Consider the following 13,127-nt stretch of genomic DNA (forward strand, 5'->3'; position numbering starts at 1 on the left):
CAGAACGTCCTGCCTCAGCTCAACCTACCTGAATAGGGGCAACCCTTGGTCGAAGCTCAAACCTCACTGCTCGCTTCCCTAAACAGCCTTGAAGGCCCGCTCGAGATTTGCACGGACGCTCCGGATTGGGACTCGGATTTCTTCTGCCAATTGGCCTAAGTAAATCACCGCTGGCCAGCCAACGTTAAACAACTTACTGCTGATTCACATCGAGGTGCGGAGGATGGCTGATGATCTGCGTAGGAATGTCGCAGTTCGTGTACCTCCAGCGCAGCTGGTATAAAGCGCAATTGCAATACCCAGGCAGCTCAAGAAAACACCTCAACCAGAGATTTCATCTTGTCAAATAACTCATCAAAAGTGACTATAACTACACTCGAGTTAGCTCGAAACAACTCAAATGAGGCGCGCTGACTAGCATCGAGGCCTTCAGCTGCCAAATTTCCTACTATCACAAAACATTGAGGGTCAAACACTTCAATCTGGTGCCCCTCGGCATGTGTTACCGCATAATAATTTCTAGACAACTCATTGCGATACCCTAAAACTTGAATCGTAGACCCCACCACATCATCGGAAACCGCAAAGACGTTCGACCGATATTCTCTGCCGATTAGCCTAGTTGCAGGAGTTTTTATCTCAACTAAAACTACATTTTTAGTGCTCTTTTTTCCATATATGAAATCTATGATTTTACCCCCGGAGTTGTCTAAGCCCTTGCCTCCTACATAGGCTTTATCAGCGATCTGGACTAGGCATTCTGGGACTATCTGAGCTAATAGCTGAGGATTTTTCTTAAAAAGTTTATGCCAAAATTCCTCGTCACTAACCGTTGAGCTTGCCTCCCAAATGGCTAGGGCCTGATGAAAAACTGAAGTGCCGCCAGTAGGTTTAAAGGTTGTATTTGCAGAGTCTTTTGGAAAGTCAGTATCCTGACTAAGCTCATGATCCGAACGAAATTTTTTTAAAACTTCAGCAGAATAAAGCTGCGGATCAAAATCTACAATCCTATGATGCTGCGGACACAGGACAATTATATTTTCTTGAGAGTAGATGATATCGGCTTTAGCTTTTTCATCATATCTGGCACTCCCCGGTGCCAACGATGTTATATGGCAAAATTCTACAGAAGGTATGCCAAGGTTATTAGTGAGAGGGGTCGCACAGCCGGGGAATGAGCATCTATATCCAGCCCTCAATAGTAATTTCTTTTTGATATTAGCTGCGGAATCCTGTCGCCATTCCATTTAGCACGTCCTTAGAAGCAAGAATGAAAAATTAAAAAAAGAAATCCTAATCAGATACCAAGATTTAAAGCAAAAAATTATCGAGCATACATCTATAAAGGGGAACAGTGCCACCCCCTCATTGGCATGCTGCCGAGTTGTACCGATATATTCAGGCGATGACTACCGTTGAGGCCAGCATTTGGCAAGGGATGGGAATCAAAATGAGGTGGGACTGATTACTAGAGCCAATAGCGTGTGAGGCTGACGCGGATATAAACCGGAAGCAGGTGATTACGCGGCCCAGTATGCAAGGCAGGCTGAGCGCGGGATGAAGTCCGAAGGGCCGAGACGCAGGCTTTGCCAAGGCTCGGTTTACGACAGCCATTTCCCGCAGGGGCACTCACGAGAAATTCCGTTGTGAGGCGCGATGGCGAGCGACTGGGTTGAGCGGGGGAAATCCGATGCGTATTACAGGCGATGACGATATAGCGCATTGCGACCTTCAAATGCCCACCCGACTCTCAACAGCGTCTTTCAGCGCATGCAGTAAGAGCTTGGTACGTACATTGATGTTGTCAAACCCACCAACCTGGAACTCGTGGTGGCCTACACATTACTGAGTATAGGCACTTGGCTAGATCCTCATAGGAGGACGCTAGGGCCAGCGTACTAGCTGCAGCTCCTTGATTCGTATCGCCATCGCAATATCCGAAACCCCAAATTGAACCGAAAGTGGAATCAAATTGCGGTTGTTGAACCGGGCACACCTCGCCAGCGAAATCTCTCGATCAAGCGAATCCCTTTCTGCGTTAAGAAGCGACCATGGATCTGAAGGGTTGAGGTGGTAACAGGTGGTATCGGTGAAGGGGAAGGGGCCCTTCATTTGAAATTGAGCAGTAAAAGCATCCAGTAGAAGTCTGGCTGGTATCAAAAAACACGCCGCAAAGTAATCAGCCTCCCTTTCCTTGGGAGGGCGACTTTGTCCTCGTGCCGATCCGTCCAAAGGCTTATCACGATGCATCACCTCATCTTCATGAAGCACAAAGTGACCGACCTCATGAGCGCCGGTGAACCGGATCACATTTACTGGGAATTCGGTGGAAACTGCTATGCGTCGAATCGAGCGATTCATTAAACCTGCAGCCTTGAAGCGCTCTCCCTCTCGCCCGAACAGTGGAGAGCCCAGGTCTGGAAGGAGCTGGTAATCCAGTCCCAAAATATGGGCCGCGACCTCAGGTGCCAGCATCTGAAATGGCGTCAGGTGTCGGTTTGGCCATAAGCGTTCTTGGTTGTCCCAAATTTCTTTATGAAGACGATGGGCTGCTTGCTGGATGCTTTCACGATTCATAGCTTTGTACACCATATGATGTGCTATTTTTTCATCCTAATCACCATATGTAGTGTTGTCAACGACCTATAATGTCAAGGTGATGTCTGGAAAACCTCGAGCACAACCTAGGCATCATCCGGGGCAAGGTGATAGCAGTGCCACTGCAAACCAGCTGCGTGTCATGGAGACATCCTGGCAGCTCATATAAATGCTCAAGATGACGGGCTATAGTAATTTTTGGAAGTTGTGTAAACAAATCTGGTGTCGCTGCTGGCGTCTCTCATCGGCTATAGTCTCGAGACTGACAGTGGTTCGCTCTTAGAGGTGACCAAAAAGAAGAGCGCGGTAGTCGTCATCTTATCTATCCCGCCACGTTCCAACGTAGAGCCCACCAAGATCGGGAAGTTACTGTGTATATTGCACCATCGGCATGGGCCAGTATCATACGAGGACTCTGCGGTGCAGATACCGGCCGTGTTAGCTCACCCTAAGTAACTGTACTCACCACTGGTAAGGCTCATAGGAGTTCAGATCAATTTCTGGGTAGTTGAAGCGTAGGTACTTCATTAGCTCTACATAGCAGTTAAGAAATTTCTCTCTCCTAGCGCGAATTTCATTCTGGATTTCAAACGACTCTTCGATGGCGTAAAGCTCGCCTTTGTTAAGAGGAACGTAATACCTACTACCTCTTTGAATCGCCTCGCGGTAAACTGAAATTGTTCCCTTTTTCTCAGTCTCTATGTGTGAACTGAGAATCCAAGAAAGTTCTCTGTATGATTTCTCAAACTCCGAAAATTTTGCTTCGAGTACCCCGTCATAAAAGGGGCGCGCATCCGGCAAGTCGATGGGGAAATTGTCCAAGGTTGTGCCGGTGTCAAAAAAATTGAGGTCAAAGCTGTCTGGAAGATCATCACACTGAGCGCGGATTCTGGTAAATGCTAAGTTTTTCATCAGCAGGCGCAATGCGTTTACATCACTATTGCGCCGACTATCCAACTGAAGGGAATTATTGACCCATTGCTCTAATTCTTTTTTCTTTGCTCTCAGCCAACTACTCGGAAAGCTGCTGGGGTTATCGTCAACCGCCTTATGGTGAGTTGGGCAGAGCAGCACTAAGTTATCATAATCGTCGATGTCACCGGTGTAGCCGTCTTCTCCCCGAGGCCCTTTTTTACTCTGGGCGATGACATGCGCTACTTCGGACATATTTTTATTGCTTATTTCAACTGAGCAGATAGTATCCTTGAAAACACTTTCGTAATTTGGACACATCGCGCACCGTCCAGCGGCCTTGGCGTATAACTCTTTAAAAGCCTTGGGCTTCACTGCCATTTCTTAAATCCTTACTCTAATCAGATTGGAATTTGAATTCTAAGGGTTCGCCTCCGTGGGTGGCAACGTGCCACTGCGGTCTGCCCACCTTTCCGCAATATGGAGTAGCTAACCCGAGTTTCATCGCTCTCAGAGGCGCAGGGGATGAACTGCTGCATCCCCGCGATTTCGTCTGCCAGATTGAGCCAAGTAGAGGTATCTGCTGAGTACGTGCCTCAAGTCCTATACCCCAAGCAGCGACTCGTGCGAGTACCAGTATCTCCACGGCCTGCTCCCGGTATAAAGCTCGTCTCACGTCTGAGCGAATACTCTGACCATCGCGCATCGCCAAAAGATGGCATCGATCAACATCTGGCAAAACTCTCTTGCTGTGAGCGCAGACGTGGGCTCGTCAGGGCAATCGGTTAACGTCGTAAAGGAAACCAGCCGGCTTTGATCGTCTTACCAGAGGTACACTGTCACGCATGAACCAGGTACTCATAGGGGAGGAGGGGATGAAGCTATTTTTGGACTGTGAGTTCACTCAGCTCAACCGAGATACGAAGCTGATTTCCCTGGCACTCGTGTCCGAAGCCGGGCACGAATACTACGTTGAGATCACAGATACCTACCAAGTGGCAGACTGCAGCGATTTCGTGATCCAGAACGTCCTGCCTCAGCTCAACCTCCCTGACCATGGGCAACCCCTGGTCGAACTCAAACCTCACTGCTCGCTTTCCTTAGCCACCTTGAAGGCTCGCTCGAGATTTGCTCGGACGCTCCGGACTGGGACTGGGATCTCTTCTGCCAATTGGCCTACGTAAATCATCGTTGGCCAGCTAACGAGGTCAATCGTCCAACCAACCTGATTCTGCTATTCAGGCATTTCGAAGCGGATGATCTCGTCAACGTGACGCTCCCGGAACTTCCCCATCACGCGCTGTTGGATGCTCGCCTCTTAGCCGACCTTTATCGTCGACTGACTGCTGATTCACCTCAAGGTGCGGAGGATGGCGGGCATTAATACCGTGGAGAACCGAGCAATGCGAACGCCCCGGTGTCAGTCCAGCTCCTGCCAGCACTTCTCCTTCCGTCTCTCTAGGTACAATACAAGCGTGACGCCTGCACCGCTCGGAGGCTCATTTTCAGAAGATGTTTAATGAGTGCGTCTATCAACATCAATTAGTAAAGGAATACGATCTTGCATATTAAAAGCTTTGGTCTGTTGGGGCTTCGAACACTCGGCCTCAACAACATCATGAAGACCAACTCCCTCAATCCGAGTGATGTTCCACAAGTCAAAGCTTCACAGGTTAATATTTTTGTCGGCCCAAACGGCGGCGGCAAGTCAACTGTGCTAGATATGGTGCGCGCACTCAAGGATGTCGACATTATAAAAACGATTGCTCGTGAAAATATGCGCTCTACTACCGTAGCGACATCCATCATCTATTTCGACAATGAAACTTGGGTAGCTTCAATATTCAACAAGCTAGATATTGATGAATTTGGAACATATATCGCCGTTACAACACGAGATGAGAGACACCTATTCGAGGGAAGCATCTACAGTAAATCATCAAAATCACCGAAAGAGCTTATAAGGGTCTTAGATAAATTAGAAGTCATAATCAGTTTTCGCTCATCACACGACGAGCGCGGAGTTTGTATTCAAAATGTCATCAATGCGCTCAATAATGATGGCAAGCATCTCGTAGGACTCGCTCCACACCCATTGCAACCCGACCAAGTAGATTATAAGAGACCTCCGAATGAAGATCACACCTACAAGCATGCCAACCCAATTAGCTTTATTGATAAGAATACTTTAGGTATCTACCTCAACGATGATTTAGGCCAGTACAACCATATCCCAATAAAGATGCTGCCGTCTGGATGGCGCGCGTTTGCTGGACTAATAGGATGGCTGAACTCTGTTAATGATAACCAGATATGTGTCATCGAGGAGCCTGAAGTACACCTGCATCCAACACTTCAGAGACTCATGATGGCTAGGGTTTCTGAAATCGTTACCCGTAAGAACCTCCAGCTTTTCATCTCTACGCACTCGTCTGTGCTTCTAGACATATCAAGCTGGTCTGTACCAGACACAAAGCTATTTGAAGTCAATGGTTACGCATTATCAGAATTAACATCACCTGCAAGGGCTCTTTCAGGGCTCGGGATAAAGCCAAGCGATGTTTTCCAAGCCAACGGCGTGATATGGGTCGAAGGGGCGTCTGATCGGATCTACATTTTGCACTGGCTTTCGCTCTGGTGCTCTACACATGGTAAATCCATGCCCATGGAAAACCTTGATTTTTCCTTCGTTCTTTACGGCGGGTCTATGCTCAGCCATTTCACATCAAATGCTACGCCAGGATTAATCGACATATTCAGTATAAATAGGAACTCCATAGTAGTTATGGATCGAGATCTGGACTTTCAGCGCGCAGCTGATGGAACTGACGAATGTATTAACCAAAGCTGCGTGAAATATCAGATTTGGGCAGATATTGCTGAACATGAGTCGAAGACAGGATATTGCTGGGTGACTGAGGGCTATACGATTGAAAGTTATTTGCCAGCAGCTTTTCGAGACAAGCATTATCGGATTTTCGGCGCTAGATTAAAGCAGATTACTACCTATTCAAAAGTTACAATTGCGGACAAGTTCGTAGCCGGGGGTAGCACTTTCAATCATAGCCATGACCCACGAACCGACTTGCCAACTCAGATTGAAAGGCTTTTCAACACTATTGAGGCATGGCAGTTGTAGGCCCAAGCATCGGTAAGCCTCGCCTCAAGGCAATCAAAGGTCTGCATCCCAAGCATTCATCGCCTCGCTCACAGTAGTCAACCAGCGAAGATGATCGTTCTGTATGGCATTGGCGACGTGCTTGGCGGTGTTGGCTTCGATCCAAGTTGGAATACTTTGCCTGCCGTCCGAGAACAGGCTTGCGGTCGCTACAGCGAATCGCCCCGTACTCGTAGACTGGAGGCACACATAACGCACCGCACCGCCACTGTGCAACTGACGCCAAGCCACCACCTCGATACAGTCCATGGCGCTCATCGGAGCCTTTACGGCGGGACTCACTAACGGTTCCACCTGGGCATCTCCCGCTGCTCTAAATGATCGGCGAGGTGATTCTCGTTTTTGGACAAGATGTTTCAACTGCTCACGTGAGGCGATTACCTGATCTCTGAGCTCTTCTGGATCAATGGACATGCCACCCCGGTCATTTACTGATAGGGTTTTCAAGGAGTTTGCCGCCAGGATGAATTCGCGCTCACGCTTCTGCTCCCAATCGGGACGGCGGTCGGGATAGAGGGCGTTAAAGACGCGTTTCACAACATTCATCATCATTCTTGGCCTGATTTGAGGGAGCCAAGCTCCGAGGATCATACCTCACACCTTCAATCATGCTCACACGGACATCGGTTACCCCCCCTCAAAAGATGAGACCGGGCTATACCGGCGATGATGGCAAAATGGTATGTTGCGCAAGAGGAGCGGAAATCAGGCACAGGGAATGTGGAATTTTGAACAGGCAGCCTGCGAAAGCAGCGTGTCGATATCAACAACAGCAGCCGCCACGTCGGCTTACAGCGTTCTGCTACTCTCCCCACCATCCGTAGGTCGGGCGATTTCATCATGCCATATGATGCCTATACCCGCGCCTAGTTATAACTCTTCTATTATCCAGTCAGGGCATTGCTCAGCCCTGAGTGGCATGCAGACAATTTAGGTTTTATATGGCGAATGTAAGGACACCATACCATCCTGAAGAGCACAGCATGCTTTATGCGGAGACAGGTGGTATCTGTCCGCTGTGCGCTCTTGTAATCATAGATAAGAAGCCAGGTTCAAAAAACCCTAGAAAGTTTTATGAAGTCGCTCACATCTATCCTCTGAACCCTACTGCCGCTCAAACTTTGGCATTGGTAAATCACACGATCCCTATCGACATCAATGGGCTCGGCAACGTGATCTGCTTGTGTCCTTCTTGTCACCGAAAGTACGACAAGGACTTTAAGATTGAAGAATATGATCGGTTGCGCGGAATCAAGGACAGTTTCATCCGAGATACGGATGCCAGGAAGTCGATTTCTGAGCATGGCCTCAGGATTGAGATAAGGGAGCTGATTGAATCCTTCGCTGATCTGGACGACGAAGGCCTAGTCGCATTTGATTTAGATCTAAATGCTTTCACCTTGAAAGAGAAACTAAAGAAAGGCGCCAGCAACGTCTTGAAGCGCAACATACGACATGATGTGGTTGGCTATTTCGTGACAATCCGGGACGAACTGCGGCTGCTGGAGCAACGGGATCAAGCAGCCGTCAAAATGCTGCTCAACCAGGTCAACACTTATTTTTGGGCGATGCATAGAGAATACCCCGACAACAAAGATGTCGTTTTCAATTATATCGCTCAATGGATCAGCGCAAGGAGCGGTAAATCCCTGGACGTTTCGAAAATCATCACTTCATTCTTTGTTCAAAACTGCGAGGTTTTCGATGCTAGTGCCTAGTAAGTTTACAAAGCTTGAAGAATCTACCATTTTCAAGATGCACGCCATCCTGGCAGAGAAGGAGCCTGGTGAAACTGTAGCCCAAGCCTTCGCGAAGACTCGTGATCAATTCTTAGACGCATCTGAATTTCTTGCTGCGATGGATGTTTTATTTTTCCTAGGTTATTTAGATGTTCAGAGTGAAGCTGGGGTGATTGAATATGCTTAAACAGATAAAGTGCAACCTATTCAATCAAAGCTCTATTGAGTTCCATGCTGGGCTAAACATTGTCCTTGGTGATGATGAAGCCAAGAACTCCATTGGCAAATCATCAGCTCTCTTGGTGATCGACTTCGCAATGGGCGGTAATAGCCTATTGGTAGACGACGCCGGAGTGATTAAGGTGCTTGGAACCCATTCATACGAAATCACTTTTGAGTTCGGTGGTGTCCCCCTATTTGTCACCAGATCTACCGAGCTGCCAGACGTTGTTGAGATCTGCAACTCAAACCATGTCAAAGAAGACGAAATATCACTTGAAGCGTATAGAGGGAAACTCAAAAGCCTATATGAGCTGTCTGAGCTAGAGAGCTCCTTCCGATCCATCGTTGGCCCATTTGCTCGTATATGGAACAAGGGAGAAGCTGATCCAGATCATCCATTAGCGGGAGCCTCAAAAGAAAGACTCAGCGCGGGCGTGGCAAGGTTGCTCGATCTCTTTGAGCGTACGGCTGATGTTTCCGTGGAGCGGGCTGTACTCCAGATTTTTAAAGATAAAAAAGATTTGATGAGAAAGTCGATGGCTGCGGAAATTATCCCACGGATCACGATGACCAAGTATAAATCTAACAGTCAGCTCATTAAAGCCAATACGCAAGCTATCAGTGATATCAAGGATAACTTCGCCGGCGCCATCACTGCATACGAAGCCCTGTTCGATGAAAAACTAAGGGCCATACAACAAACCAAAAATGAGTTGATCAATAAGAGAAGTCTGATTTCGGCTAGAATAGAGAAACTTCAGAGAGACCTCTCTGGCGTATCCCCTCGCCTCGCTGCAAACATAGCCCTCGTTGCTGAGTTCTTCCCAGAGGCCAACCTTGAACGTCTCGAGCAGGTAGAGCAATTCCACGCAAAAATTGGCAAGCTAGTAAGCAAAGAACTTAAAAGTGAACTTGAGCTTTTGGTCGCAAATGAGTCTGAGATTACCGGCCTCATCACCGACTTGGATGAGAAAATAAAATTCACACTTAAAGCTAAAGGCACTCCAACAGACCTATTTGCGAAGGTGTTTGAACTCAAAGACGTTACCGACAAGGCTAGGGAAGAAAATAAATTCTTCGAGCAGAAAGTTTCCATTGATGATAGCGAGACAGCTTCCAAAACACGTCTAGACGCTATCTACGACAAAATCTTTCTTGAAATTGAAGCGGCTATCAATCAGAAACTTGAGAAATTCAACAATCTTGTTTATGGGCCTGAGCGTAACCCGTCCCAGCTGCGTATTAAGAGTGCTAACTCTTACAGCTTCACCTCTCCACTGGATACTGGAACAGGCAAATCATATGCGGGCTTGGTTGGGTTCGACCTATCAATGTTGTCACTAACACGGCTGCCATTCGTCATCCACGATTCGATGATATACAAAAACATCGAAATTGCCGCCACCGAACATATCATTAAGATCCTGGCCTCCTTCAAACAAAAGCAAATTTTCCTAGCTTTTGATGAGGCAAAGAAGTTCAACAGCGCAACTCAGCAAATCCTGCAGACCAATACGGTATTACAACTACACCGCGACAAACTGCTCTATACCAAGGACTGGCGCGCTAAAGAAAAGAGGGCGTAAGGAGGCTTGTCGGGGAACGGAGACGTTCACCAGCACGGGCGTGCTCATACGTAGCTGACAGCTGTTGAGTCGGCTCTTGTGTGCCAGTCTTGCCGGCGCGCTTGGCCTGTCGATACATGGAGGATCAGTTAATGGCAGCCGAAGGGAGGATGAACCTAGCCTCAGAACCGTCAGGTTCATGTCGTGTCGCCCGGTTCTCGCCCGACTCATACACGAACCATCTGAACAGCGACTGAAACAGGGGCACGAGATGAGCAGCTTGGACAACGTTGAAACCCGCGCATTAAGCAAAGGTGAACTGGGCCAAGTAATCAGGTATCTGCGCGAACCCCGCCAGTGGTCACAGGAGACTCTGGCAGAGTTCGCCAAGACGACATCCAGAACCATCCCGCGCGTTGTAGCGGGGGCCGGTGCTAGCTTTGGCACTCTTCGCTCTCTCGCATCCTCTAAGTTGGGAAAAGGTGATAAAGGGAGCGAGTTGGCAGAGTAATCCTGCCCGATTATTGTTAGTGATTACTAGGGTGCTCAAGAGCGCAGTTGCGACCTATTCGGGCCTTGGCACACAAACTGGGCGCAAGCGGGCGTTGGCAAGCAAAAAATTCTCAATCCCGACGAGGCAGTCGCTTCGTCAGAATGTGAACAGTCCTGACGAATCATCTGATAACAGGCTGAATGACGCTGCAATTCTTATTGATTGTTTTGCCCGTCGTCATGCAATATCTCCTGCACCACTTAGCCTAAGATTAGGTGGGCGAAAATGCTGGCATCTTAGTCGAATTTGCATTCGATCACCGGCGCTAAAAATTATAAATGATTGGAGTCGAAACAGAGCATGGAGCTAAATTTTCATCATTCTTCGGGTGGTTTGGTTCAATCAGTCCTTAAACGAATTGAAGATTCAACGGCTCGTAAAGGTAAAGGAAAGTTCACGTATATCATTGGAAACAATGGCTCGGGAAAAATTAGGGTTCTTGGCGCGCTATCTGAAATGTTAGAGACGAAGCAGGCAAGAAACATAGTTGCCTGTATTGCAAGCTCTATTCATGACAGATTCCGTTACGGTGATCACGGAAATGTAAAGTATATGGGGGCGCGGAACGCAAGAAATGCTGTGTTTTTGACAGCTATTGAGCGAGATCTCAGCCGTTATATACTTCAAGCTATGCTGATTGATAGGTCGCTATTCAAAGTGCTCTGCGAATCTGTTGATTTAAATATTACGTTCTCTATAGGTGAAAAGTCAGTCGCGTATTTGCAGCCAAGTTTCAATGAAGATCTTCGGGACGCAACCCGGTTACGCAACAAAGCAGCTGAGCTTGGTTTGCTGCGAGCAAGACCATTAGGAATGCTTAATAGAATAGCTCAAGGGGGCGGGCGTTTCGATCAGTTGTCTTTGGCGCAAATACCAGCACTAATTGCATATCTCGACGCAAATATTGAAATAAAACTAAAAATTGAAAATCAACGTAAATTAGTTACGGATTTTGAGGGGCTAAGCACTGGCGAGCAAAATCGCTTGCTTATGTTTGCAAAAATACTGAGCGTGATGGAAGAGCGCACAGTGTTTTTAATAGACGAGCCTGAGCTAAGTTTGCACTTACATTGGCAAATGGAGTTTCACAAAACCTTAGTGAAAATACTATCAAGGCTCGATAGGTTTCACGTTGTTATTGCAACTCACTCTCCTATTATGATTAGCGAAGGAGTGCGCGCAGACGGTAATCTAGATAATGTCGTGGCCGTATTGGATGCTAGGATTGATAATAGAAGAAAGACAAACCAACAAGAAAACCATCATCAAAGTGTTTCGTATAAATTCTATAGCTTTGTCGAGGTTGCAAGCCATGAGCAATTGGTGTTGAGGCAGTTTCATACTTCACCATATCAGACTCGGGAAGTGAGCGTGGAGATTGCTGATACCGTGCTTGATTACGCCGAAGGCGCAACTGAACGAGCCGAAGCGATAGCACTCTTGCGCAGCTTGAGTTCGGCAATGGGATTATCCGAACAAGCTGAAAAGCAGATTCAGGCCGCTATTCAGTTTGTACGGAAAGGTTTAACAAAATCAATAAAGGATAAGATTTCAATATGAAATCTCTTTGTGTAGACAGCGACGAAGAAAATCATCTGCAAAAGCTTATTGATATGATAAAAAGTAAGGAAATGGACGGTGGTGAGGCTTGGACGGCTTTTTCTTCACCCGCAGCTTCAAAGACTTTTAAGAGAGGGGAGGCTAATTCAAGGACGTTTAATTTTAGTGCGGTTGAGCGGGCGACATATAAAAACGTTAGACAGCGCGTACAAAATCATCTTTTTAATAAATGTGCTGGATCTTGTGCATATTGTCGTCGCCCTGTTGGCCATTATGGTTGGGCATGGCATATAGAGCACGTTCTTCCAAAATCAAAGCACTCGTCACTTACCTTCTCACTTGACAATCTAACGGTCGGATGTGTGCATTGTAACCAATGGAAAGGCGCTCGGATTGATAGGCATCTGGTAGGCAAGATACTGCCGATAATCAATCCATCACTTCCAGGTTTTACTTACTCTGCTCATTTGACGTACGTACAGATCAGCACAGACTCACTTAGCTTTGCAAAATATTCACATTGTTCGCCTGAGGGTGCTAAGACCTACGAAAAACTCTCATTCGAGATGCTTGAAAGGTCTTATGCTATTAATGGAATGCATCCACCTTTAGCTTCGCTGCATGAGAAGATTGAAAGAGCTATCGGAGTTGGGCTTTCGGCGATGGAGGGACAGGGCCTGGCAGAACTGCTATTTGAACTAAAAAAAAGCATATACAAAATTAATTAGTTTTTTGGTTTTTTCGCATATATTGCAAATATTCTATGAAGGAGGTTTGTGGTCTTCAGTTTTTTAGCTGAA

The 13,127-nt window shown here is 47.1% G+C and carries 10 protein-coding genes; 6 read left to right on the forward strand and 4 right to left on the reverse strand.

Features of this window, described 5'->3' with window-relative positions; genetic code table 11:
* Positions 1 to 308: 308 nt before the first annotated feature.
* The 3 genes from AACU78_RS02595 to AACU78_RS02605 all read right to left on the reverse strand — a co-directional run bounded on the left by AACU78_RS02595 (position 309) and on the right by AACU78_RS02605 (position 3,891).
* The gene (locus AACU78_RS02595; RefSeq protein ID WP_106579675.1) at positions 309 to 1,247 is read right to left on the reverse strand and encodes a Shedu anti-phage system protein SduA domain-containing protein; all 939 of its coding nucleotides are present in this window, start codon (positions 1,245 to 1,247) and stop codon (positions 309 to 311) included.
* Positions 1,248 to 1,884: 637 nt separating this feature from the next.
* Positions 1,885 to 2,577 (reverse strand): ImmA/IrrE family metallo-endopeptidase, encoded by a 693-nt coding sequence (locus AACU78_RS02600; protein ID WP_106579769.1) that lies wholly within the window; start codon positions 2,575 to 2,577, stop codon positions 1,885 to 1,887.
* Between the two features lie 483 nt (positions 2,578 to 3,060).
* A complete protein-coding gene (locus tag AACU78_RS02605) occupies positions 3,061 to 3,891 on the reverse strand; it encodes an HNH endonuclease (RefSeq protein WP_106579676.1) in 831 nt (276 codons plus the stop codon).
* Positions 3,892 to 5,071: 1,180 nt separating this feature from the next.
* On the opposite strand from AACU78_RS02605, the gene AACU78_RS02610 reads away from it, so the two are divergent.
* On the forward strand, positions 5,072 to 6,649 hold the full coding sequence (locus tag AACU78_RS02610; RefSeq protein WP_106579677.1) for an ATP-dependent nuclease: 1,578 nt from the start codon (positions 5,072 to 5,074) through the stop codon (positions 6,647 to 6,649).
* Between the two features lie 33 nt (positions 6,650 to 6,682).
* Here AACU78_RS02610 and AACU78_RS02615 read toward each other — a convergent pair whose 3' ends face one another.
* Positions 6,683 to 7,234: a hypothetical protein gene (locus tag AACU78_RS02615; protein WP_177410124.1), complete on the reverse strand. Its 552-nt coding sequence runs from the start codon at positions 7,232 to 7,234 to the stop codon at positions 6,683 to 6,685.
* Between the two features lie 437 nt (positions 7,235 to 7,671).
* Here AACU78_RS02615 and AACU78_RS02620 point away from each other — a divergent pair, with 437 nt between their 5' ends.
* The 5 genes from AACU78_RS02620 to AACU78_RS02640 all read left to right on the forward strand — a co-directional run bounded on the left by AACU78_RS02620 (position 7,672) and on the right by AACU78_RS02640 (position 13,055).
* Complete coding sequence (locus AACU78_RS02620) at positions 7,672 to 8,406, forward strand: ABC-three component system protein (protein WP_106579678.1); 735 nt, start codon at positions 7,672 to 7,674, stop codon at positions 8,404 to 8,406.
* Positions 8,399 to 8,614 carry an ABC-three component system middle component 7 gene (locus AACU78_RS02625; protein ID WP_256587029.1) on the forward strand — a complete coding sequence of 72 codons (216 nt, stop codon included), beginning with the start codon at positions 8,399 to 8,401 and terminating at the stop codon, positions 8,612 to 8,614. The genes AACU78_RS02620 and AACU78_RS02625 overlap by 8 nt, the downstream gene beginning before the upstream one ends.
* Positions 8,607 to 10,235 (forward strand): DUF2326 domain-containing protein, encoded by a 1,629-nt coding sequence (locus tag AACU78_RS02630; protein WP_106579680.1) that lies wholly within the window; start codon positions 8,607 to 8,609, stop codon positions 10,233 to 10,235. The genes AACU78_RS02625 and AACU78_RS02630 overlap by 8 nt, the downstream gene beginning before the upstream one ends.
* A gap of 832 nt (positions 10,236 to 11,067) precedes the next feature.
* The gene (locus tag AACU78_RS02635; protein WP_106579681.1) at positions 11,068 to 12,327 is read left to right on the forward strand and encodes an AAA family ATPase; all 1,260 of its coding nucleotides are present in this window, start codon (positions 11,068 to 11,070) and stop codon (positions 12,325 to 12,327) included.
* Positions 12,324 to 13,055 carry an HNH endonuclease gene (locus tag AACU78_RS02640; protein WP_146151457.1) on the forward strand — a complete coding sequence of 244 codons (732 nt, stop codon included), beginning with the start codon at positions 12,324 to 12,326 and terminating at the stop codon, positions 13,053 to 13,055. Before AACU78_RS02635 ends, AACU78_RS02640 begins: the two co-directional genes overlap by 4 nt.
* The last annotated feature ends 72 nt before the right edge of the window (positions 13,056 to 13,127 follow it).

The sequence above is a fragment of the Pseudomonas sp. R9.37 genome (assembly GCF_963878885.1).
GTDB lineage: Bacteria > Pseudomonadota > Gammaproteobacteria > Pseudomonadales > Pseudomonadaceae > Aquipseudomonas.